This window comes from Bacillus cereus, assembly GCF_002561295.1.
Lineage (GTDB): Bacteria > Bacillota > Bacilli > Bacillales > Bacillaceae_G > Bacillus_A > Bacillus_A cereus_S.
In genome coordinates this window covers 1-24333 of record NZ_NTUG01000041.1, presented here as the reverse complement: position 1 = coordinate 24333, position 24333 = coordinate 1, and the positions used below count along the sequence as shown (strand labels likewise).

Genomic DNA, 24333 nt, shown 5'->3' with positions numbered 1-24333 from the left:
GAACAGGTAAATTCACCACTTTCATCATCAGTAGAAAGTGAGGCAGCATTAGAATGAAAGCAACTGGAATCGTACGTCGAATTGATGATTTAGGTAGGGTGGTAATTCCGAAAGAAATTCGTAGGACTCTTCGTATTCGAGAAGGAGATCCACTCGAAATTTTTGTTGATCGCGATGGAGAAGTGATTTTGAAGAAATATTCTCCAATTAGTGAATTAGGTGATTTTGCAAAAGAATATGCAGATGCTTTATACGATAGTTTAGGACATAACGTACTCGTGTGTGATCGCGATTCTATTATCGCTGTATCAGGGGTATCTAAAAAAGAATACTTAAATAAAAGTGTTGGTGAGTTAATCGAAAAAACGATGGAAGATCGAAAATCTGTTGTTATGACAGATGAAAGTGAAATTTCGATTATCGATGGTGTGACGGAAAAGGTTAGTTCTTATACAGTTGGTCCAATCGTTGCAAATGGAGATCCAATTGGAGCTGTTATCATCTTTTCAAAAGAAGAAATTATTAGTGAAGTAGAGCATAAGGCAGTAAATACTGCTGCAAGCTTTTTAGCAAAACAAATGGAGCAGTAATTTTTCTTAATTATAATGTTTTTTCGGAAAGGTTATATTTCATGAAAAGGTAGCGTTTTGCTACCTTTTTTATTGTATAAAGTGACACTTTAATCAGCCGTTGGATCCCGCTTTGATTGTTAGTCGAAAGAATCGGTCTTTAACGGATAGTTGACTCACGGCCTGCCTTCTTTGTTTTTACTGAATTTTGAGGTGATAGTCTTACTGCCCGTTAATACGGGGTAAATCTAAAAAGGAGCCTGTTTTTTTCTTTGTGATATAATACGAGGGATGAGAATAGGAAAAGGAGTTTTCTCGTATGGAAGCGAAGAAGTATCAAGCTTTTTGGCGCGGGGCTATTATATTAACAATTGCAAGCTTTGTTACGAAAGTATTAAGCGCATTTTACCGTATTCCATATCAAAATATAGCGGGGGATATTGGATTTTATATATATCAACAGATTTACCCGTTTTATGGATTGTGTTTAACCTTAGCTACTTATGGTTTTCCCATTATTATTTCTAAAATGGTAGCCGAGCGTTTGGAACAAGGAAAACCGAAAGAGGCAGAAGAAATTATTTGTGTTTCCTTTTGGTTTTTGTTAGGTATTGGTTGCATTGGATTTTTTACATTGTTCTTTGGTGCTCACACAATTGCATCAGTCATGGGCGATGCAAATTTAGATAAGTTGCTAAAAGTTATTTCATTTTCGTTTTTGCTAATGCCTTTTTTATCTGTTGCAAGAGGATACTTTCAAGGGTTTAACAATATGATGCCAACAGCTGTATCACAAGTAATTGAACAAACAATTCGTGTGTCTATTATTGTGTTTTTATCGCTGTTTCTTATAGCGTACAATTTTGATTTATATACAGTTGGTGCGGGTGCGATGTTAGGGTCAATTGCAGGTGGATGCATCGGTATCATTGTGCTTTTATTTTATATGCGACATGATGTCCGTTCGATTTTCTGGCGAAGATGGAAGGGAATTCGAAATAAAAAAAAGATGATTCGTATTCTTTTTTGGCAGGGAATAGCTATTTGCGTTAGTAATTTAGTTTTAATTTTTATACAAATGGCCGACTCAATGTCATTTTACACGCTGCTTATGCAAGCGGGAGAACCAGCAGAAATGGCAAAAGTATTAAAAGGCGTGTATGACAGAAGCATTCCTCTTATGCAGCTTGGAACAGTTGTGACGACCTCGTTTTCACTTTCACTTATTCCGATTATTACGGCAGCAAAAGAAAGAGGAGATCATCTGTTTATCCAACAAAAGGTGCAATTAGCGATGAAGATAACTTTTGTAATTGGGATGGCGGCTGCATTAGGATTAGCGTGTATTATTAAACCGGCAAATACGATGTTGTTTGAAAATAGTGAGGGTTCAGATGTATTAGCGATTTTAGCTGTTTCTATTTTATTTAGTTCCTTATCTATTACAACAGCTTCCATTTTGCAAGGGCTTGGCCAAACAGCGAAGCCGGCATTGGTTGTTGCATTTGGAGCGTGTTTAAAATTATTGCTCAATTATATGTTAATGCCGCAATTTGGTGTAACTGGGGCAGCGGTTGCGACAGTAATTTCGCTCATGGTTATCGCTTTATTAAATAGTGCCTTTCTTATTCGAATTGTAGAAGAACCACTCATTCATAAACAAGGTATATTTAATGTAATGATCAGCGGGTTAGGAATGGTCATTATATTAATGTTATTTATGCGGATTTATGAAGGGTTTGGACTAGCAAGTGATGAAGGATATAGAGGATTAGCTACAATTGAGGCGTTACTAGGTGTGGCGATTGGCGGGTTGGTATATCTATTTTTAATTATGAAATTAGATGTTTTTACAAAGAAAGAGTTAGGAACTGTTATGAAGCGAGAAAAGGTACAAGCTTCATTGAAGAAGAGTGGATAGAGGTGACTGGTTGTGAGTGGAGTAATCACGATTTTAGGATTAGGTGCTGGTGAATTAGATCAGCTGACAATGGGAGTGTATCGAAAGATAAAAGAAGCAGATTATATGTACGTGCGTACGAAAGAGCACCCTGTTATTGGAGAGTTAGAAAAAGAGGGAATAAAGTATACATCTTTTGATGATGTATATGAGGCACATGATACATTTGAGGTTGTATATGAAACAATTGCAAATACGTTAATAGAAAAAGCGCAAGATAAAGATATTATATACGCTGTACCGGGTCATCCACTTGTTGCAGAACGAACTGTTCAACTGCTATTGCAAAAAGGAAAAGAAAAGCAAATTGAGGTGCGAATTGAAGGTGGACAAAGCTTTTTAGACCCAATGTTTGCGAGTTTGAAGATTGATCCAATTGAAGGGTTTCAGCTTATTGATGCGACTTCATTTGAACGTGGTCAATTAGAATTACGCCAACATTTAATTTTTTGCCAAGTATATGATGCGTTCGTAGCATCTGAAGTGAAGCTGACGTTAATGGAAATGTTACCCGATGAATATGAAGTGTACATTGTAACGGCTGCAGGCACATCGTTTGAGCAAGTGAAAAAAGTGCCACTCTATTTGTTAGATCATGAAACAGAGTTGAATAACTTAACGAGCGTGTACATCCCACCTGTTGCTGATCGTGCTTCTTTATATCAACAATTTGATGTGCTAAGGGAAATCATTGCTGAGCTCCGTGGACCGAATGGTTGCCCATGGGATAAAAAACAAACCCATCACTCGTTAAAGAAATATTTAATCGAAGAGGCATATGAAGTGTTAGAAGCAATTGATGAAGAAGATGATGATCACTTAGTTGAAGAGCTTGGTGATGTGTTATTACAAGTTATGCTTCATGCTCAAATTGGAGAAGATGAGGGTTGGTTCTCGGTTGACGATATTATCCGAACGCTATCTGAGAAAATGGTACGTCGTCACCCGCATGTATTCGGAGATACAGATGTGGAGAATGCGGAAGAAGTTGTTTCAAATTGGGAGGAAATCAAAAAACAAGAAAAGGGACATGTAAGGGAATCTATTTTAACAGGTATTCCTAAAAGCCTACCGCAATTACTACGTGCGTACGAAATCCAGAAAAAGGCCGGAACGGTTGGCTTTGATTGGGATGATGTACAGCCGATGATGGAGAAAGTTTTTGAAGAATTGAAAGAGTTCCAGCAAGAGGTTGAACAGCTGGATAAAGAAAAAATGTTAGGTGAATTTGGAGATTTGCTATTCGCCTTCGTTAATATTGCTCGTTACTATAAATTGAATCCAGAAGAGGCACTCCATACAACGAACGAAAAATTCATGAGCCGTTTTATTTATATGGAAGCGAAAGTAGCTGAAATGGATAAGGAAATACAAGAGTTAACGTTAGAGCAAATGGACGCTTTATGGGAAGAAGCAAAACAGATAGAGAATCAATAAGGGGGAGAATGAGATGCGCTTAGATAAATTTTTGAAAGTATCGCGTCTAATTAAAAGAAGAACCTTGGCAAAAGAAGTAGCGGATCAAGGAAGGATTGCGATTAATGGGCAAGCTGCAAAGGCAAGTTCTGATGTAAAAGTAGATGATGAACTAACAATCCGTTTTGGACAAAAAGTAGTAACTGTAAAAGTAAACGAATTAAAAGAAACAACGAAAAAAGAAGATGCAGCTAACATGTATACAATAGTTCGCGAAGAGAAAGTGAAAGCAGAAGAAGGCTTGTTCTAAATTATTTTTTCCTCTCATACATTATTTACTAGATCGTATAAAGCTATGGGGGGATTGACGTGAATAAGGGTTATTCAACTATACCTTCTAACCAACAGAATGTTTCTGTAGAGCATGATATTATTATGCGTGGTAGACGTGTGATAGATATTACGGGTGTCAAACAAGTAGAGAGTTTTGATAGTGAAGAATTTTTGCTAGAAACTGTAATGGGTTTTTTAACGATTCGCGGTCAAAATTTACAGATGAAAAATTTGGATGTAGAAAAAGGTATTGTATCTATTAAAGGGAAAATTAATGAGATGCTGTACATCGATGAGAATCAAGGGGAGAAAGCTAAAGGGTTCTTTAGTAAGTTATTTAAATGAGTTTAACAATTCAACTGTATACAATGCTTTCCATGATTGGAATGGGTGCTTGGATTGGCGCGGCATTGGATACATACCAACGCTTCCTGCAGCGATCACAGCGTAATCGTTGGCTTGTATTTATATATGATATACTGTTTTGGATTGTCCAAGCACTGTTTGTCTTTTACGTATTGCTAATTGTAAATGAAGCTGAATTACGTATATATGTCTTTGTAGCTTTGCTTTGTGGTTTTGCGGCATATCAAAGCTTATTGAAAGCAGTGTACATGCGAGTGTTAAATTTTCTCATTTATGTTTTTGTGCAAACGATACAATTTTTTATTAAAATTGTACACCTACTTATGATAAAACCTGTTATTATTATAGCGCAGCTTATTATTGCTTTTATATTATTTTTATTTCGTATAGTACTTTCAATTGGGAACGTGTTATGGAAGTGTTTCAGATGGATATTACTTTTTGTATGGAAAGTTTTTTTCTGGCCTGTTCGATTTCTTACTTTGCTCATATGGAAACTTCTCCCTAACCGTGTTAAACTTTTTATAAAGAAATATGTAGGGTTACTACAACATACGAAAAAATTGACAAATTATACTTTTCGCATTTGGGAGCGTATAAAAAAGAAGTTAGGGGGACCTCGGAAATGAGGGAACTGAGGCAAAGATTGATTGAAGAACAGAATCCAAATTCTGTTAAAGAACATATAATACAACAGAACGAAAACCGAAGGCGATTATACCGCCGTTTAGCCGTTTTTTTTGTTTTTGCTTTTACAATTATTGCGAGTATTAGTGTAACATTTTATCAGCAAAATGGTTCCATTAAGGCAAAAGAAGTAAAGATTGAAGAGATGCAAAAAGAATTGGATTCATTAACAAAGCAAGAAAAAAAACTAAAAGATGATGTTCAAAAGTTGAATGATGAAGAGTATGTTTTAAAGATTGCTAGGAGGGATTATTTCTTCTCTGGAAAAGGGGAGATAATTTTTCCTGTTTCTAAGTAGGTGTTGTCTTATTGACACTATATTTTAGGATTATATATAATAAAGTAAAATTTGACTTTTTAATCACTAAGGAGGAGCATTTTTTTTATGTCAATCGAGGTAGGCAGCAAGTTACAGGGTAAAGTAACAGGTATTACAAATTTTGGGGCTTTTGTCGAGCTGCCAGAAGGCTTAACGGGTCTTGTTCATATTAGTGAAGTTGCTGATAATTATGTGAAGGATATTAACGAACACTTAAAAGTAGGCGACCAAGTAGAAGTAAAAGTTATTAATGTTGAAAAAGATGGGAAAATTGGCCTATCTATTAAAAAGGCGAAAGAACGTGTAAGACCAGAAGGCGATCGTCCACGTGGTGAATATCAACGTGGTGGAGATCGTGGTGGAGATCAACAACGTTCTGGTGGACGTCCACAACGCAATCGTTCTTTTAACAGAGATAACCGTGGTGGCCGTGATAATGGCGGCAATCAAAAAGAAACGTTTGAGCAAAAGATGGCACGCTTTTTAAAAGACAGTGAAGATCGTTTAACTTCTTTGAAGCGTAATACAGAATCTAAACGTGGTGGCCGTGGCGCTCGTCGCGGATAAAACGAACGTTTTATTCTTAACATATAGAGAGGCGCCCGGAGTAAATCACTTGGGGTGCTTTTTTATGTAAATACGTATATTTCAAAAAAAATATTTTTTTCTTTGAAACGTGTTGACTTTAAAAAGAATTTGATATAAGATACTAATTGTCCGTTAAATACGATGACATGGCGGTGTAGCTCAGCTGGCTAGAGCGTACGGTTCATACCCGTGAGGTCGGGGGTTCGATCCCCTCCGCCGCTATATTTATTTTAACGGCCCGTTGGTCAAGTGGTTAAGACACCGCCCTTTCACGGCGGTAACACGGGTTCGAATCCCGTACGGGTCATCTAAAAAGATCATGCATAGTGCATGATCTTTTTTTGTTAAGAAATTGTAAATAAGAACAAAGCTTCTACAAAAACACCCTATATTTTCAGAATTTTACATCTATTTAAGGTGTTTAAGCTTAGCAACTTGTATATATATAGGTTTATTTTGAATAAAAAGTCGAACGATTATGTAGGTGTGAACTGTTGTTTTGACAAAAATCCCAATAATTATCTTTTATAATGACAGTAATTAAACTATGCAGGTGGTGTTAAAAATATGCCAAAAGCAGGAAGGAATACTGTGAACACAAGTACACTAGCCATGAATGATGGACAACTCAGATCGATAACATGGACAAGCAAGTTGAAAGTGAAGTTAGAGCAAGTTTTCTTTAGATGGGGATTTGTTATTGCTGTCATCGGTTTTCTTTTAGGACGAGCATATATATTAACGAATATTTTACCGTTTGCACTACCGTTTTTTGCTGCTGTTTATGTGATGAAACGCGATAAGATGCCGCTCGCATTTCTTGCTCTTATGGGTGGTGCGCTTTCCGTTTCATTAGACAATCTACTTTTTGCCTTTGCATCTATTTTTACTTTCTTCATTTATAATATCTTTTTTAGCCGTTTTACACGTAAAATTGTTGGACTTGTACCGTTTCAAGTATTTATCTCCGCATTAACCGCACATCTCGCTGTTGTTTTCTTCGCACAGCAAACTGTCACTATGTATGACTTGCTCGTAAGTACCATTGAAGCAGGGCTGAGTTTTGTTTTAACAATGATTTTTTTGCAAAGTGTACCATTATTAACAGAAAGAAAGGGAAAACAACAAGCGCTAGAAACGGAAGAAATCGTTTGTTTAATTATATTGCTTGCATCTGTATTAACGGGGACAACAGATTGGTTTATTTACGACGCTTCAGTACAACATATTTTCACGAGGTATTTAGTATTGTTATTTGCCTTCGTTGCAGGGGCGGCTACGGGTTCTACAGTAGGAGTTGTTACAGGGTTAATATTGAGTTTAGCGAATGTAGGTAGTTTATCTCAGCTTAGTCTATTGGCTTTTTCGGGTCTGCTTGGTGGATTATTAAAAGAAGGGAAACGTCTTGGTGTGAGTTTAGGGTTGTTAATTGGAACAAGTTTAATTACCTTATATGTCGACAAACAAGTAAATATTATAACAACTTTAATAGAATCTGGCGTAGCGATAGGATTCTTTTTACTAACACCAAAGATAATTATTGATCGGCTTGCTAAATTTATGCCAGGAACACAAGAGCATTCTCAAGATCAACAACAATATTTAAGAAGAATGCGTGATGTGACAGCTAATAAAATTAATCAATTTGCAAATGTGTTTTCCGCGTTATCTAATAGTTTTTCGGTATATGGATATGTAGAGGAAGAGGATGAGGAAACAGAAGCTGATTTATTTTTAAGTACGATTACAGCAAAGACGTGTCAGTCGTGTTTCAAAAAAGATCAGTGCTGGGTAGTGAATTTTGATAAAACGTATGATTATATGAAACAAATTATGAATGAAACGGAAGAAGGAACCCTTCAACATAATCGTAAGTTAGTTCGTGAATGGGAAAAGCACTGCGTAAGAGGAAAAAAAGTAACGGATTTAATGGAGGGAGAATTAGGTCATTTCTATGAAGGACAAAAGTTACGGAAACAAATGAAAGAGAATCGTAGAATTGTTGCCGAACAATTATTAGGTGTCTCAAAGGTAATGGAGGATTTTGCAAAAGAAATTCAACGTGAACGGGAAAATCACCAGGTGCAGGAAGAGCAGATTTTACAAGCGTTTCGTGATTTTGGTGTTGAAGTGGAACATGTTGATATCTATTGTTTAGATAGAGGGAACATTGATATTGAAATGATGATTCCAGCAGCATCTAATCAACATGGTGAATGTGAAAAGTTGGTTGCACCTATGCTTTCGGATATTTTAAAGGAAAATATTGTTGTGAAACATGAAGAACCTTCTGCTTATCCAAATGGTCATAGCATGATATCTTTTGGATCGGCGAAAACATTTTCTCTGGATACAGGGCTTGCTACAGCAGCAAAAGGCGGCGGATTTGTATCAGGAGATTCGTACGCAATGATGGACTTGAGTGTTGGTAAGTATGCTCTTGCTATTAGTGACGGCATGGGGAATGGACAAAGGGCGCATATGGAAAGTAAGGAAACTGTAAAATTATTACAAAAAATATTACAATCTGGTATTGATGAAGAAATCGCGATTAAGTCTATTAATTCCATTCTTTCGCTCAGAACGACAGAAGAAATGTTTACAACACTTGATTTAGCCATGGTAGATTTACGTGATGCTAGTGCTAAATTTTTAAAGATTGGTTCAACCCCAAGCTTTGTAAAACGTGGGAGTAACGTTTTGAAGATAGAAGCAAGCAACTTGCCGATGGGAATCATTGAGGATGTTGAGGTAGATGTTGTTGGCGAACAACTAAAAACAGAGGACATTCTAATTATGATGAGTGATGGGATTTTTGAAGGGGCACAGCATGTAGAGAATCATGAATTGTGGATGAAACGTAAAATTAAAGAACTCCAAACAGACGATCCTCAGGAAATTGCTGATATCATTATGGAAGAGGTTATTCGTTCTAGTGACGGATATATCAATGATGATATGACGATTGTTGTTGCTAAAGTAAAGAAGAATATGCCAAAGTGGGCTACGATTCCAATGATGGGTAAGCAAGCACAATAAGGAAGTAGGGTCTTTCTCAGTTATGAGGTCTAGGGTGATACCTAGACCTTTTTCTTATTGAAGAAAGTAGCTTTATTTTTCTTGTGAAGATAGGAGAGGGATGTAAGATAAAATGTGAAATTTGTACATCTTTTTTTTGCACAAAGTTTGTAAAAGTTGTACCATTATAAGCAAGGTAAAGTATGTTATTGTTTGGTTTGAATGAAAGGTGATTGCGAAGTTGAAAGATACATTTGTTGAAAAAGTAGATGAGTTTGCGAAGCGGCATGATGTATTAGAGGAACATTCGACAATTGTTGTAGGGGTTTCTGGAGGCCCTGATTCTTTAGCTCTGCTATATTATTTGTTAGAGAAAAGAAAAGAGGCAAAATTAAAGATTGTAGTCGCACATGTGGATCATATGTTTAGAGGAGATGAATCCTATGAAGACTTACAATTTGTGGAGAACCTTTGCCGGGAGATCGGAGTTATTTGCGAAACGATAAGAATTAATGTATCGCAATATCAACAGCAATATGGAATGAATGCACAGATGGCTGCTAGGGAATGCCGATATGCATTTTTGGAAAGAATAATGAAGAAATATGAAGCGTCATATGTAGCTCTTGGACACCATGGAGATGATCAAGTGGAGACCATTTTAATGCGTCTCGTCCGTGGAAGTACGTCAAAGGGGTATGCTGGAATTGCTGCGAAGCGCCCTTTCCATAGTGGGTATTTAATTAGACCTTTATTAGCAGTAACAAAGAAAGAAATCAATGCGTATTGTAAGAGGATAGGCATTACGCCACGTATAGATCCGAGTAATGAAAAAGAAGTATATACGAGGAATCGATTACGTAAACATGTTTTACCGTATTTAAAAGAGGAGAATCCTCATGTGCATGAGCAATTTCAAAAATTTAGTGTACTTATGCAAGAGGATGAGGCGTATTTGCAGGAATTAGCTTTTGAAAAGATGAATAAAGTAATTACAAAAAAAAGCAATAAAAATATCGTCTTATCAATTCCTGCCTTTGAATCCATGTCTATGCCTTTACAAAGGCGAGGGATTCAACTAATATTAAACTATCTTTATGAATACAAGATTCCATCTTCGCTTTCTTCTATACATATTGACAAAGTTATTGCATTTTTTAAACGAACACATCCTTCAGGCTCGCTTGATTTTCCTGCTGGTTTGAAAATTGTTCGTACATATGAAGAGTGTAGTTTCCGATTTGAGCAAGAAATTGCTTTGCCTTTTTCGCAAGTTTTATCAATACCAGGAGCCATTACATTAGCAAATGGGAATGAACTTGTAGCAGAAGTAAAAGAAGAATTACCGAGTAACATGAATGAAACAGTATTTGTTGCTAAGTATAATGATATATCATATCCTCTTCTTATACGCTCTAGGGAAAATGGAGATCGCATGTCAATAAAGGGTATGAGCGGTACAAAAAAGATAAAAGCTATTTTTATTGAGGCAAAAGTACCAAAAGAAAAAAGGGAAGAGTGGCCGATTGTTTGTGATGCAAGCGGGAACATTATATGGGTTCCGTTGTTGAAACAATCTGCATTTGCTATTTCATATGAAAAAGCAAATAAGGATAAATATATTATTATTCACTACAAAAGCAAGGAGTCTTCCAGGAGGATAATGAAATGATGAATCAAGATATCGAAAAAGTATTAATTTCCGAAGAACAAATACAAGAAAAGGTGCATGAGCTAGGTGCAATTATTGCAGAGGATTATAAAAATACAGTACCTCTTGCAATCGGTGTATTAAAAGGTGCAATGCCATTTATGGCAGACTTATTAAAAAGAACAGATACATATCTTGAAATGGATTTTATGGCTGTTTCTAGCTACGGTCATTCTACAGTTTCAACAGGTGAAGTGAAAATTTTAAAAGACCTTGATACTTCTGTAGAAGGTCGCGACATTTTAATCGTTGAAGATATTATTGATAGCGGTCTTACATTAAGCTATTTAGTGGACCTATTCAAATATCGTAAGGCGAAATCTGTAAAGATTGTTACGCTACTAGACAAACCAACTGGCCGCAAAGTCGATCTAAAAGCAGATTATGTTGGGTTTACTGTTCCTCATGAATTTGTTGTAGGATATGGCTTAGATTATAAAGAGCAATATCGTAATCTTCCTTATGTTGGAGTATTAAAACCAAGCGTTTACTCAAATTAATTAAATACAGGCGTTATAATTGGATAGGAAAGTTTTTCTATGTTACGATTTACTATAGTGTTTATGCCGTGAGAGGAGGTTAGGAATGAATCGTATCTTCCGTAATACCATCTTTTATTTACTGATATTCTTAGTAGTAATTGGAATCGTGAGCTATTTTAATGGTTCAACACAAAAAACAACATCAATTAGCTACGATAAATTCATTACTAAACTTGAAAAAGGTGAAGTGCGTAATGTGCAGCTTCAACCGAAAAATGGTGTATTTGAGGTAAAAGGACAATTTAGCAATGCTAGTAAAGAAGAGCAATTTGTTACTTATGCACCAAATACTGAAGAATTACAAAAGAAAATTAATGACAAAGCGCAAGGTGCTGAAGTGAAGTACCAACCAGCAGAAGAAACAAGTGCTTGGGTGACATTCTTTACTTCTATCATTCCGTTTGTGATTATCTTCATTTTATTCTTCTTCTTACTAAACCAAGCTCAGGGCGGTGGTAGCCGTGTTATGAACTTCGGGAAAAGTAAGGCAAAGTTATACAATGATGAAAAGAAAAAAGTACGTTTCAGAGATGTAGCTGGAGCGGACGAAGAGAAACAAGAACTTGTTGAGGTAGTAGAATTCTTAAAAGACCCTCGTAAGTTCGCTGAAGTTGGTGCCCGTATTCCGAAGGGTGTCCTATTAGTTGGACCTCCAGGTACAGGTAAAACATTACTTGCACGTGCTGTTGCAGGTGAGGCTGGCGTTCCGTTCTTCTCTATTAGTGGTTCTGATTTCGTAGAGATGTTCGTCGGTGTCGGTGCTTCCCGTGTACGTGATTTATTTGAAAATGCGAAGAAGAATGCTCCTTGTATCATTTTCATTGATGAAATTGATGCGGTAGGTCGCCAGCGTGGAGCTGGTCTTGGCGGTGGTCACGATGAGCGTGAGCAAACGTTAAACCAACTTCTTGTTGAGATGGATGGATTCGGTGCAAACGAAGGTATTATTATCATCGCTGCAACAAACCGTCCTGATATTCTTGATCCAGCATTATTACGTCCAGGACGTTTTGACCGCCAAATTACAGTAGATCGTCCAGATGTAAATGGGCGTGAAGCAGTACTAAAAGTGCATGCTCGTAATAAACCGCTTGATGATAATATTAACTTAAGAGCTATTGCAACTCGTACACCAGGATTCTCTGGTGCGGATCTGGAAAACTTATTAAACGAAGCGGCGTTAGTAGCTGCACGTCAAGATAAGAAGAAAATTGATATGTCTGATATCGATGAAGCGACAGATCGCGTTATTGCAGGTCCTGCTAAGAAAAGTCGTGTTATTTCTGAAAAAGAACGTAACATCGTGGCATTCCATGAAGCAGGTCATACTGTAATTGGTGTCGTGCTTGATGAAGCTGATATCGTTCATAAAGTAACAATTGTCCCTCGTGGTCAAGCTGGTGGTTATGCAGTAATGCTTCCGAAAGAAGATCGTTACTTCATGACAAAACCAGAATTACTTGATAAAATCACTGGTTTACTTGGTGGCCGAGTGGCTGAGGAAATTGTATTTGGTGAAGTAAGTACAGGAGCTCACAACGACTTCCAACGTGCGACTGGCATTGCAAGACGTATGGTAACGGAATTTGGTATGAGTGACAAGCTTGGACCAATGCAGTTTGGTAGCTCACAAGGTGGTCAAGTGTTCTTAGGAAGAGACTTCCACTCAGAACAAAACTACAGTGATGCAATTGCACATGAAATTGATGTGGAAATGCAAACAATTATGAAAGAGTGTTATGCTCGTGCAAAACAAATTCTTACTGAAAAACGTGATAAGCTTGATATTATTGCGAAAACGTTACTTGAAGTAGAAACATTAGATGCAGAGCAAATTAATCATTTATATGATTATGGTAGATTACCGGAACGTACAACATCTTCAGATGATGTGAAAGTAAACATCAACATGAAGAAAGATGATGAAGATACAGAAGATAAGTAAGAAATAAAGGAGTGACAATTGTCACTCCTTTTTTCTATGTTCAGGGAAATTGTGTACTTGTATATAAATTTGAATCTTCTTTACGTTAAAAATTGAAATATTGAACAATCTTTTTGTAAAATGATGAAGATGGAAAAACTGATTATATAGGTATGTATGATATGATGGCAGTATCAGTTTGGTATATACTGCACAAATATAGATTAAATAGGATAAGTGGTGAGAATATGATTTTTGTATTGGATGTAGGGAATACAAATGCAGTGCTTGGTGTATTTGAAGATGGAGAACTTCGTCAACATTGGCGTATGGAGACTGATCGTCATAAAACAGAAGATGAATATGGTATGTTAGTGAAACAGCTACTTGAACATGAGGGTCTTTCTTTTCAAGATGTGAAAGGAATTATTGTTTCCTCTGTTGTACCACCAATTATGTTTGCTTTAGAGCGTATGTGTGAGAAGTATTTTAAAATTAAACCCCTTGTAGTGGGACCGGGAATAAAGACGGGTTTAAATATTAAATATGAAAACCCGCGCGAGGTTGGAGCAGATCGCATTGTAAATGCTGTAGCTGGTATCCAATTATATGGAAGTCCGCTTATTATTGTCGATTTTGGTACAGCAACTACATATTGTTATATTAACGAGAATAAGCATTATATGGGCGGTGTGATTACGCCAGGTATTATGATTTCAGCAGAGGCTCTATATAGTAGAGCAGCTAAACTTCCTCGTATTGAAATTACAAAGCCAAGTAGCGTTGTTGGGAAAAATACAATAAGTGCAATGCAATCTGGTATTCTGTATGGATATGTTGGACAAGTAGAAGGTATTGTAAAACGTATGAAAGAAGAAGCTAAACAAGAACCGAAAGTTATTGCAACTGGTGGATTAGCGAAGTTAATTGCGGAAGAATCTAACGTAATTGATATTGTAGATCCGTTTTTAACATTGAAAGGCTTGCATATGTTATATGAGCGTAATGCGAATTTACAACACGAGAAGGGTGAATGAATAAGGATGAAAGATTATTTAGTAAAAGCATTAGCATTTGATGGTGAAGTTCGTGCATACAGTGTGCGTACAACAAATACAGTAAGTGAGGCACAAAGACGTCATGATACGTGGAGAACTGCTTCAGCAGCACTTGGGCGTTCGTTAACAGCTGGTACAATGATGGGTGCTATGTTAAAAGGTGACCAAAAGCTGACGATTAAGGTGGAAGGAAATGGTCCGATTGGCCCGATTCTAGTAGATGCTCATGCGAATGGAGATGTACGTGGGTATGTAACAAATCCGCATGTTGATTTTGAAGGAACGGAACAAGGGAAATTACGTGTGTATCAAGCTGTAGGTACAGAAGGTTTCGTAACAGTAATTAAAGATATTGGTATGCGTGAGCCATTTATTGGACAATCTCCAATTGTTTCGGGTGAATTAGGAGAAGACTTCACATATTATTTTGCTGTTTCTGAGCAAACACCTTCTTCTGTTGGTGTGGGTGTTCTTGTGAATGGAGATGATAGCATATTAGCCGCTGGTGGATTCATTCTACAAATTATGCCAGGAGCACAGGAAGAAACGATTTCATTTATTGAAGAACGTTTACAAAAAATCCCGCCTGTTTCAACATTAATTGAAAAAGGTCTTTCGCCAGAAGAATTGCTGTATGAAGTATTAGGGGAAGACAAAGTAAAAGTACTAGAAACGATGGATGTTCAATTTAACTGTACGTGCTCTCGTGAACGCATTGAAGCGGTGTTGATTAGTTTGGGTAAGGAAGAACTGAAGCAAGTTCGTGAGGAAGAGGATGAAACAGAAGTACATTGTCATTTCTGTAATGAAAGATATAAGTTCTCTAAAGAAGATATTACAAATATAATTAATAGTCTATAAGGATAATTTCTATTAATTTTCAATCATCCAAATAAATTGACAACTAGGAAAAATTCTGTCAAAATTACAATATAGACAAAACCAATAAAAATACTCGGTGTTAGGAGTGACAGGAATGCGAGTGGCACAATCAGTTTCAGAATTAATCGGGAAAACGCCGATCGTTAAGTTGAACCGCATCGTAGAGCAAGACAGCGCAGACATTTACTTAAAATTAGAATTTATGAATCCTGGAAGTAGCGTGAAGGATCGTATTGCACTAGCTATGATCGAAGCTGCTGAACAAAAAGGATTATTAAAAGAGGGCGATACAATTATTGAACCAACGAGTGGTAACACGGGAATTGGTTTAGCAATGGTAGCTGCTGCAAAAGGATATAAGGCAATTTTAGTAATGCCAGAAACAATGAGTGTTGAACGCCGTAATTTATTGCGTGCTTATGGCGCCGAATTAGTATTGACTCCAGGACCAGAAGGAATGGGCGGGGCAATTCGCAAAGCGACTGAATTAGCAAAAGAGAATGGTTACTTTATACCACAGCAATTCCAAAATCAGGCCAACCCAGAAATTCATCGTTTGACAACAGGACCAGAAATCGTTGAACAAATGGGCGATCAATTAGATGCGTTTATCGCGGGTATCGGCACTGGTGGGACAATCACAGGCGCTGGTGAGGTATTAAAAGAAAAATATAAAGACATCACAATTTATGCGGTAGAACCTGCAGATTCTCCTGTGTTATCGGGTGGTAAACCAGGTCCACATAAGATTCAAGGTATTGGAGCGGGGTTTGTTCCAGATACATTGGATGTAGAAGTGTACGATGAAGTGATTCAAGTTAAAACGGAGCAAGCATTTGAGTATGCAAGAAGAGTAGCCCGTGAAGAAGGGATTTTAGTTGGTATTTCTTCGGGTGCTGTCATTTATGCTGCGACAGAAGTAGCGAAAAAACTTGGTAAAGGGAAAAAGGTACTTGTTATTATCCCGAGTAATGGAGAACGTTATTTAAGTACGCCACTTTATCAATTTGAATCGTAATTAGCACGGTTAAGAAAAAGCATTCCTGAAAAGGGGTGCTTTTTCTTTTTTGTTTGGAAATAGGAAAAGGATGAATGACTAGAAAACTTCATGTAAAATAAGTAGTAGTAAAGTTAATTTATTTTCACTAGCTCCCAAGGATAATCATTTCATACTAGCTATTTATGATTTGAGATAAAGGGTCTAAGGGAGTGGATAAAAGAAGACGGGGTGTTGATATGCAACAAAGAAAATCTTTAGCGCTTTCTATTCCATATCAGTTAGACTTTTTTAAGCAGTACAAGTTCCTTTCTCAAAATAAGCATCAACATATTTTGTTAGAAAGTGGACGCGGGGGTCGCTATAGTATTGTGGGGCTCGATCCTGTAGCGACGATACAAGGGAAGAATGAAACGTTATATATAAGGGAAAGCGGTAAGGAAACAATAGAAAGGGGTAACCCTTTAGATTTAATGCAAAAGTATATGGAGAAATGGAAAACGGAGCATAATTCAGAATATCCTCCATTTCAAGGTGGGGCAATTGGATATTTTAGTTATGATTGTATCCGCTATATAGAAAAACTCCCTTCTTTTGCAAAAGATGATGTGGATATACCTGACATATTCTTTTTATTATTTGATGATGTCTTTGTGTATGATCAACAAGAGGAAGTATTGTGGATTATTACGCATTATATAGATGAACATGAAGAAGCGGAAAGTCGCTTGAATGAATGGAAGAATCTTTGGGTGAAGGAAGCTCCTGAAGTTAAAGTGCCATTTGAAAGTCCTGAAAATAAAAAAGATGCAGTGGCTTTTACAGAAGAAAACTTCATGGAGGCTGTTCAGCGTATTCAAGAATACATTGGAGCGGGGGATGTGTTTCAAGTGAATTTGTCTACGAGACAAGAAAAAACATTGCAAACACATCCGTTAGAAATTTATAAGAGTCTTCGTGAAATTAATCCATCGCCATATATGGGATATTTAGAGCTGGGAAACTTTCAAATCGTTAGTGGTTCACCTGAATTGTTAATTAAAAAACAAGGGAATGAAGTTAGTACACGTCCAATCGCTGGTACACGTTCTCGTGGGAAAAATGAACAAGAAGATGAGAGCTTGGCGAAAGAGTTAATTGAAAATGAAAAGGAACGTGCAGAACATGTCATGCTTGTAGATTTAGAACGTAATGATTTGGGGCGAGTTTGTAAGTATGGGACTGTAGAAGTAGATGAATTTATGGTCATTGAAAAATATTCACATGTTATGCATATCGTTTCAAACGTTCGTGGTGAAGTTGAGTCTGATAAGGATGCTTTTGATTTAGTGAGAGCTGTCTTTCCGGGTGGGACGATTACGGGGGCACCTAAAATACGTACAATGGAAATTATAGAGGAATTAGAGCCAGTTCGCCGTGGGATTTATACAGGTTCAATTGGTTGGATTGGCTATTCAGGAGATATGGAGTTAAATATTGTAATCCGTACGCTTCTTGCAAAGGGTGGCCAAGCATACGTGCAGGCTGGAGCAGGAATTGTAATTGATTCAAATCCAAAAAATGAGTATAAAGAATCGTTGAAAAAAGCGATCGCCTTATGGCGTGCGAAAGAAAGCAGCGAAGAAACGGTTAGGTGAGAGAAATGATATTAATGATTGATAATTATGATTCTTTTACATTTAATTTAGTGCAATTTCTTGGAGAACTTGGACAAGAGCTCGTTGTTAAACGTAATGATGAAGTTACAATTTCAGATATTGAACAAATGAAGCCAGACTTTTTAATGATTTCACCAGGACCTTGTAGTCCGAATGAAGCGGGCATAAGTATGGATGCCATTAAATATTTTGCAGGGAAGATTCCTATTTTTGGCGTGTGTTTAGGACATCAATCGATTGCACAAGTATTTGGAGGAGATGTTGTTCGTGCAGATCGCTTGATGCATGGGAAAACCTCTCTGATGTATCATGATGAAAAAACACTTTTCGCAGATATTCCAAATCCATTTACCGCAACGCGTTACCATTCTCTTATCGTTAAAAAGGAAACTTTGCCAGAATGCTTACAAGTAACATCTTGGACAGAAGAAGGAGAGATTATGGCACTTCGCCATAAAACATTGCCGATTGAAGGGGTACAATTTCACCCAGAGTCTATTATGACCTCTCATGGGAAAGAGTTACTACAAAATTTCATTCGTAGCTATAGCCCGAGTGTATCGTCATGTTAATTTATGTGAACGGCACATATGTGGAAGCGAGTGAGGCGAAAATTTCTCCTTATGACCATGGGTATTTATATGGACTAGGGGTTTTTGAGACGTTCCGCATTTATAATGGCCATCCATTTTTATTAGACGATCATTATGAACGTTTAACGGATGCTCTTTCTGTATTGCAAATTGAGTGGAAGATGACGAAAGATGGCGTACTTCGTATTTTGCAAGAATTACTTGTGCGAAATGGGTTAGACCATGCGTATGTTCGATTTAATGTTTCGGCTGGTATAGGTGAAATAGGCTTACAAACAGAGTCATATGAAGAGCCTTCTATTATTGTATTTATAAAGCCGTTGCCCGTTCCGGGTGAAGTGTTAGAAAAAGAAGGGGTTATTTTGAAGCAAAAACGAAATACGCCTGAAGGAGCATTTCGTTTAAAGTCCCACCACTATTTAAATAACATTTTAGGGAAACGTGAAATTGGAAATGTTGTGAATAAAGAAGGGATTTTCTTTACTGAAGCAGGTCACGTTGCGGAGGGGATTGTTTCGAATCTCTTTTTTATGAAGAAAGGTGTTTTATATACGCCATCTCTGGAAACTGGGATTTTAAATGGGATCACTCGCGCTTTTATTATAAGAATTGCTGAAGTATTAGGTGTACATGTAGAAGAAGGTTTGTTTACACAAAAGGAGTTGCTTTCTGCTGATGAGGTGTTTGTAACAAATTCTATCCAAGAAATTGTCCCGCTTAATCAGATTGAAGGAGTCAATTTTCCGGGTAAAGAAGGAGAGGCTACGAAGGCTTTCGTGGGTATATATGAAATGTACCGAGAAAGCCTTTGGAACCGAAATGAATTGCTAAGAGGAGATGTGTAGTGTGAAGTGGAATTATGATTTGCGCTGCGGCGAATATACATTGGATTTAAATAAAAAGACGTTAATCATGGGGATTTTAAATGTTACACCGGATTCATTCTCAGATGGTGGAAACTACGATGAGGTTAACGCAGCCGTAAGTCATGCGAGAGAAATGGTAGCTGGCGGTGCAGATATTATTGATATTGGCGGGGAATCAACTCGTCCTGGTTTTGCAAAAGTTTCGGTGGAGGAAGAATTAGGGCGTGTAATTCCGATGATTCAAGCGGTTTCGAAAGAAGTGAAAGTGCCTATTTCTATTGATACGTATAAAGCTGAGGTGGCTAAACAAGCGATTGAAGCGGGTGCCCATGTTATTAATGATGTATGGGGAGCGAAGGCGGAGCCGAAAATTGCAGAAGTTGCAGCGCGTTATAATGTGCCAATTATTTTAATGCATAATCGTGAAAATACAAATTATCGCAACCTTATGGCCGATATGATTGCGGATTTATATGAGAGTGTTAAAATTGCAAAAGATGCAGGAGTACCGGATGAAAATATCATTTTAGATCCAGGTATCGGTTTTGCGAAGACGCCGGAACAAAATTTAGAAGCGATGCGTAATTTAGAGCAATTACATGTATTAGGGTATCCAGTACTTCTTGCAACTTCGAGAAAATCATTTATCGGTCATGTTTTAGACTTGCCGGTAGAAGAGCGTTTAGAAGGGACAGGGGCGTCAATTTGCCTTGGAATTGAAAAAGGTTGTGAAATGATTCGTGTTCATGATGTCAAGGAAATGGCGCGTATGGCAAAGATGATGGATGCGATGATTGGCAAGGGGGTAAAGTGATTGGATAAAATTTATATTCATGATATGGAGTTTTATGGCTATCATGGTGTATTTCCAGAAGAGAATAAATTAGGACAAAGATTTAAAGTTGATTTAACGGTGGAATTGGATTTGAAAAAAGCAGGCGAAAGCGATGACTTAGAGTATTCGGTCAACTACGGGGAACTTTTTGAACTTTGTAGGCAAGTAGTTGAGGATCAAACATACAAGCTTGTAGAAAGCATTGCAGAAAAAATAGCGGCGAATATATTGAATCGATACGTAAGTATTTTGCGATGCACAGTAAAGGTTATTAAACCGGATCCGCCAATACCAGGGCATTACCGTGCTGTGGCGGTAGAAATTACGAGAGAACGATCATGAAAAATGTTGTATACGTTGCGTTAGGTTCAAATATTGGTGATCGTTATACTTATTTATCACAAGCGATTGAGCTGTTAAATAAAAATCCTCATATTCGAGTGGAGGATATTTCTTCTGTGTATGAGACGGACCCTGTTGGATATACAGATCAAAATCGTTTTTTAAATCTAGTTATAAAAATTTCTACCAATTTATTGCCGCAAGAATTGTTGGTAGTAACGCAAAAGGTCGAGGTTGGTTTAGGAAGAAAAAGGGAAATTAGATGGGGACCGCGAACCGTTGACCTTGACATTTTGCTCTATAATCAAGAAAATATTGAATCAGAGAATCTTATTGTTCCGCATCCGCGGATGTTTGAAAGAGCTTTTGTTATCGTTCCGTTGTTAGAGATTAATCAAGATATAAAACAAAACATTTCACGTTCACAGGTAGATGAAATGAAAAGGCGAGAGGGAGTAACGGTATGGAAGCAGAAAAATGGGGAAGGCGCATTCGTGCTTTTCGGAAGTTAAAAGGTTATACGCAAGAAGGTTTTGCGAAAGAATTAGGGGTATCTGTATCTGTGTTAGGAGAAGTTGAGAGAGGGAATAGGACCCCTTCTCAAGATTTTGTAGTAGAAGTTGCTAAGACATTAAATATTTCAATAGATGAATTAATGCCAAAGTGAGGATGAAGGGATGAGATAGTCGAGTGTTAAAGATTGCAAACATTGAGATGAAGAATCCGGTTGTGCTAGCACCGATGGCGGGAGTGTGTAACTCTGCATTCCGTTTAACAGTAAAAGAGTTTGGTGCAGGCTTAGTGTGTGCCGAAATGGTAAGTGATAAGGCAATTTTATTAAACAACCAAAGAACGTTAGATATGCTATATATCGATGAGAGAGAGAAGCCGCTAAGTTTACAAATTTTTGGTGGTGAGAAAGAAACGCTTGTTGGTGCCGCGAAATATGTAGATAAAAGTACAACGGCAGATATTATCGATATCAATATGGGTTGTCCTGTTCCTAAAATTACGAAATGTGATGCAGGTGCAAAGTGGCTATTAGATCCAGATAAAGTATATGAAATGGTAGCGGCAGTTGTAGATGCTGTTGAAAAGCCAGTTACAGTTAAAATGCGTATTGGTTGGGATGAGGACCATATTTTTGCAATTGAAAACGCTAGAGCTATTGAACGTGCAGGTGGTCAAGCGGTAGCGGTTCATGGACGTACGCGTGTTCAAATGTATGAAGGGAAAGCGGATTGGGATATTATTAAACAAGTAAAGCAATCTGTAAATATTCCTGTTATCGGAAATGGCGATGTAGAAACGCCTCAAGATGCGAAGCGTATGCTTGATGAAATCGGTGTAGATGGTGTTATGATTGGCCGAGCAGCTCTTGGTAATCCGTGGATGATTTATCGTACAGTAAAGTATTTAGAAACAGGGGAATTGATGCCGGAGCCAACAGTACGTGAGAAAATAGACGTATGTATGCTGCACTTAGATCGCCTTATTGATTTAAAGAATGAAAATATTGCAGTAAGGGAAATGAGAAAGCATGCAGCTTGGTATCTAAAAGGTGTCAGTGGTAATGCGAGAGTGCGTAATGGGATTAATGTTTGTAATACGCGTCAAGATTTTGCCTCCTTATTAGGTGCATTTGTAGAAGAAGTAGAAGCAAAACAAAAAACAATTCATGTTGGTTAAGGAAATGTAGGGGGAGAGTGATTGACATTCTCTTTATCAATTCCTATAATTACGTGAAAGAAAGAAGAGCTGCCAGTTACTTGCTGGCAGTTTTTCTAGTTGAGTAGAAAATGATATACTGTATATATTATAAAATTTAATAGAGCTGGAGTGATATCAATACCATGGATAACATGAACCACGAAGAACTAAATGATCAATTGATTGTTCGTCGCGAGAAGTTACATAATTTACGTGAACAAGGGATCGACCCATTTGGTAAACGTTTTGAACGTACAAATTCAACGAAAGAATTATTAAGCTTGTATGGAGAGTTCTCTAAAGAAGAATTAGAAGAGAAGGAAATCACTGTTTCTATTGCCGGTCGTATTATGACGAAGCGCGGTAAAGGGAAAGCTGGTTTTGCGCATGTTCAAGATTTACATGGACAAGTTCAAATTTATGTTCGTAAAGATGCTGTTGGGGATGAGCAATATGAATTATTTAAGACAGCTGACTTAGGTGATTTAGTAGGGATCGAAGGAAAAGTTTTCAAAACAAATGTAGGAGAACTGTCAGTAAAAGCGACAGGGTTTACGTTATTAACGAAAGCTCTTCGTCCACTTCCGGATAAATACCATGGATTGAAAGATGTTGAACAACGTTATCGTCAACGTTACCTAGATTTAATTACGAGTATGGAGAGTCGCGAAACATTTGTTACTCGTAGTAAAATCATTCGTGAAATGAGAAGATACCTAGATGACAATGGTTATCTTGAAGTTGAAACGCCAATGATGCATGCAATTGCGGGTGGGGCTTCTGCTCGTCCGTTCATTACACATCATAATGCGTTGGATATGGAACTATACATGCGTATTGCGATTGAATTACATTTGAAGCGCCTTATTGTAGGTGGTTTAGAGAAAGTATACGAAATTGGCCGTGTATTCCGTAATGAAGGTGTGTCAACACGTCATAACCCTGAATTTACAATGATTGAATTATATGAAGCGTATGCTGACTATAAAGATATTATGAAACTAACAGAAAATATGATTGCTCATATTGCAAAACAAGTGTTAGGTACAACGACAATCCAGTATGGTGAACAAGAAATTAATTTAGAGCCAGAATGGACGCGCCTTCATATGGTAGATGCGATTAAACAATACTCTGGGGCAGATTTCTGGAATCCAATGAGTGTTGAGGAAGCGCGTGCGCTTGCGAAAGAACATGGTGTAGAAATTAAAGATACAATGGAAGTTGGCCACATTATTAACGAATTCTTCGAACAAAAAGTAGAAGAAGAATTAATTCAGCCTACATTTATTTACGGACATCCAGTGGAAATTTCTCCTCTTGCGAAAAAGAATGATGAAGATCCACGCTTTACAGATCGTTTCGAGCTATTCATTGTCGCTCGTGAGCATGCGAATGCATTTACAGAGTTAAATGATCCGATCGATCAAAAAGAACGCTTTGAAGCGCAATTAAAAGAGCGCGAGCAAGGTAATGATGAAGCGCATATGATGGATGATGATTATATTGAAGCGCTTGAGTATGGTATGCCGCCTACAGGTGGACTTGGAATTGGTATTGACCGCCTTGTTATGTTATTAACAAACGCGCCATCTATTCGTGATGTACTGTTATTCCCGGCTATGCGCCATAAGCAAGGTTAAAAAAGCTTTGGAGATTTCTCCAAAGCTTTTTTGTTTTCTAATATAGTGAAATGAAAATGATTTATTTATTCTATAGAAGAAAGGTGTCTTTATATAGGCAATTGTCACTGTTTTTATACCTTTTACTAAGTTTTAAAATTTTATTAAAAAAACTATTGCATTTTAATAAACGAACTGGTATATTTATATTCGTTGTCACGAAAGACAACAAAGAGAAACGAACGAAAAACAACTTTTAAATAAAAAAAGTTGTTGACGAAAATATAACAAAATGTTATATTGATAAAGTCGCCTCGGCGGCAAACGAGTTCTTTGA

24 protein-coding genes and 2 tRNA genes are annotated in these 24333 nt (G+C 37.3%); all 26 read left to right on the top strand.

Going from position 1 to position 24333, the window contains the following annotated elements; translation table 11 throughout:
- The first annotated feature begins 53 nt into the window (after positions 1-53).
- The 26 genes from spoVT to lysS all read left to right on the top strand — a co-directional run bounded on the left by spoVT (position 54) and on the right by lysS (position 24017).
- Positions 54-590, top strand: coding sequence for a stage V sporulation protein T (gene spoVT / locus CN373_RS21475; protein WP_000648304.1), 537 nt, complete (start codon positions 54-56; stop codon positions 588-590).
- A 298-nt stretch (positions 591-888) separates the two neighbouring features.
- A complete protein-coding gene (locus CN373_RS21470; protein WP_000387597.1) occupies positions 889-2490 on the top strand; it encodes a putative polysaccharide biosynthesis protein in 1602 nt (533 codons plus the stop codon).
- A gap of 12 nt (positions 2491-2502) precedes the next feature.
- Positions 2503-3966 (top strand): nucleoside triphosphate pyrophosphohydrolase, encoded by a 1464-nt coding sequence (gene mazG / locus CN373_RS21465; RefSeq protein WP_000017227.1) that lies wholly within the window; start codon positions 2503-2505, stop codon positions 3964-3966.
- Positions 3967-3979: 13 nt separating this feature from the next.
- Positions 3980-4255 carry an RNA-binding S4 domain-containing protein gene (locus CN373_RS21460; RefSeq protein ID WP_001234874.1) on the top strand — a complete coding sequence of 92 codons (276 nt, stop codon included), beginning with the start codon at positions 3980-3982 and terminating at the stop codon, positions 4253-4255.
- Positions 4256-4314: 59 nt separating this feature from the next.
- Entirely contained in the window at positions 4315-4623 is a 309-nt protein-coding gene (gene yabP / locus CN373_RS21455) for a sporulation protein YabP (protein ID WP_001032660.1), read from the top strand.
- Positions 4620-5273: a spore cortex biosynthesis protein YabQ gene (yabQ, locus tag CN373_RS21450; RefSeq protein ID WP_098360118.1), complete on the top strand. Its 654-nt coding sequence runs from the start codon at positions 4620-4622 to the stop codon at positions 5271-5273. Before yabP ends, yabQ begins: the two co-directional genes overlap by 4 nt.
- On the top strand, positions 5270-5629 hold the full coding sequence (gene divIC / locus CN373_RS21445; RefSeq protein ID WP_098360117.1) for a cell division protein DivIC: 360 nt from the start codon (positions 5270-5272) through the stop codon (positions 5627-5629). The genes yabQ and divIC overlap by 4 nt, the downstream gene beginning before the upstream one ends.
- A gap of 87 nt (positions 5630-5716) precedes the next feature.
- Positions 5717-6217, top strand: coding sequence for a S1 domain-containing RNA-binding protein (locus tag CN373_RS21440; RefSeq protein ID WP_000021455.1), 501 nt, complete (start codon positions 5717-5719; stop codon positions 6215-6217).
- A gap of 169 nt (positions 6218-6386) precedes the next feature.
- Positions 6387-6460 (top strand) — tRNA-Met (locus CN373_RS21435).
- A 13-nt stretch (positions 6461-6473) separates the two neighbouring features.
- Positions 6474-6545: transfer RNA gene (locus CN373_RS21430), tRNA-Glu, on the top strand.
- Positions 6546-6805: 260 nt separating this feature from the next.
- Positions 6806-9277 (top strand): stage II sporulation protein E, encoded by a 2472-nt coding sequence (gene spoIIE, locus CN373_RS21425; protein WP_001123559.1) that lies wholly within the window; start codon positions 6806-6808, stop codon positions 9275-9277.
- Positions 9278-9497: 220 nt separating this feature from the next.
- Positions 9498-10928 (top strand): tRNA lysidine(34) synthetase TilS, encoded by a 1431-nt coding sequence (gene tilS, locus CN373_RS21420; RefSeq protein WP_000655477.1) that lies wholly within the window; start codon positions 9498-9500, stop codon positions 10926-10928.
- Positions 10925-11467 carry a hypoxanthine phosphoribosyltransferase gene (gene hpt, locus CN373_RS21415; RefSeq protein ID WP_000981837.1) on the top strand — a complete coding sequence of 181 codons (543 nt, stop codon included), beginning with the start codon at positions 10925-10927 and terminating at the stop codon, positions 11465-11467. Before tilS ends, hpt begins: the two co-directional genes overlap by 4 nt.
- Positions 11468-11552: 85 nt before the next feature.
- A complete protein-coding gene (gene ftsH, locus CN373_RS21410) occupies positions 11553-13454 on the top strand; it encodes an ATP-dependent zinc metalloprotease FtsH (protein ID WP_001079655.1) in 1902 nt (633 codons plus the stop codon).
- A 227-nt stretch (positions 13455-13681) separates the two neighbouring features.
- Positions 13682-14470 (top strand): type III pantothenate kinase, encoded by a 789-nt coding sequence (locus CN373_RS21405; RefSeq protein WP_000578363.1) that lies wholly within the window; start codon positions 13682-13684, stop codon positions 14468-14470.
- A gap of 6 nt (positions 14471-14476) precedes the next feature.
- Entirely contained in the window at positions 14477-15352 is an 876-nt protein-coding gene (hslO, locus tag CN373_RS21400) for a redox-regulated molecular chaperone HslO (protein ID WP_098360116.1), read from the top strand.
- Between the two features lie 115 nt (positions 15353-15467).
- On the top strand, positions 15468-16391 hold the full coding sequence (cysK, locus tag CN373_RS21395) for a cysteine synthase A (RefSeq protein WP_001261700.1): 924 nt from the start codon (positions 15468-15470) through the stop codon (positions 16389-16391).
- A gap of 218 nt (positions 16392-16609) precedes the next feature.
- Positions 16610-18007 carry an anthranilate synthase component I gene (gene trpE / locus CN373_RS21390; protein ID WP_001187435.1) on the top strand — a complete coding sequence of 466 codons (1398 nt, stop codon included), beginning with the start codon at positions 16610-16612 and terminating at the stop codon, positions 18005-18007.
- A 5-nt stretch (positions 18008-18012) separates the two neighbouring features.
- Positions 18013-18600, top strand: a complete 588-nt coding sequence (pabA, locus tag CN373_RS21385) for an aminodeoxychorismate/anthranilate synthase component II (protein WP_000602306.1) — start codon at positions 18013-18015, stop codon at positions 18598-18600.
- Positions 18594-19466, top strand: coding sequence for an aminodeoxychorismate lyase (gene pabC / locus CN373_RS21380; RefSeq protein WP_000909895.1), 873 nt, complete (start codon positions 18594-18596; stop codon positions 19464-19466). Before pabA ends, pabC begins: the two co-directional genes overlap by 7 nt.
- The gene (gene folP / locus CN373_RS21375; protein ID WP_079999426.1) at positions 19459-20301 is read left to right on the top strand and encodes a dihydropteroate synthase; all 843 of its coding nucleotides are present in this window, start codon (positions 19459-19461) and stop codon (positions 20299-20301) included. The genes pabC and folP overlap by 8 nt, the downstream gene beginning before the upstream one ends.
- The gene (folB, locus tag CN373_RS21370; RefSeq protein ID WP_000358056.1) at positions 20302-20664 is read left to right on the top strand and encodes a dihydroneopterin aldolase; all 363 of its coding nucleotides are present in this window, start codon (positions 20302-20304) and stop codon (positions 20662-20664) included.
- Positions 20661-21176 (top strand): 2-amino-4-hydroxy-6-hydroxymethyldihydropteridine diphosphokinase, encoded by a 516-nt coding sequence (folK, locus tag CN373_RS21365; RefSeq protein WP_000800337.1) that lies wholly within the window; start codon positions 20661-20663, stop codon positions 21174-21176. Before folB ends, folK begins: the two co-directional genes overlap by 4 nt.
- The gene (locus CN373_RS21360) at positions 21128-21331 is read left to right on the top strand and encodes a helix-turn-helix domain-containing protein (protein ID WP_000387032.1); all 204 of its coding nucleotides are present in this window, start codon (positions 21128-21130) and stop codon (positions 21329-21331) included. The genes folK and CN373_RS21360 overlap by 49 nt, the downstream gene beginning before the upstream one ends.
- Before the next feature lie 23 nt (positions 21332-21354).
- The gene (dusB, locus tag CN373_RS21355; RefSeq protein WP_000912272.1) at positions 21355-22353 is read left to right on the top strand and encodes a tRNA dihydrouridine synthase DusB; all 999 of its coding nucleotides are present in this window, start codon (positions 21355-21357) and stop codon (positions 22351-22353) included.
- A 164-nt stretch (positions 22354-22517) separates the two neighbouring features.
- Positions 22518-24017 (top strand): lysine--tRNA ligase, encoded by a 1500-nt coding sequence (gene lysS / locus CN373_RS21350; RefSeq protein WP_000369663.1) that lies wholly within the window; start codon positions 22518-22520, stop codon positions 24015-24017.
- Positions 24018-24333 lie beyond the last annotated feature (316 nt).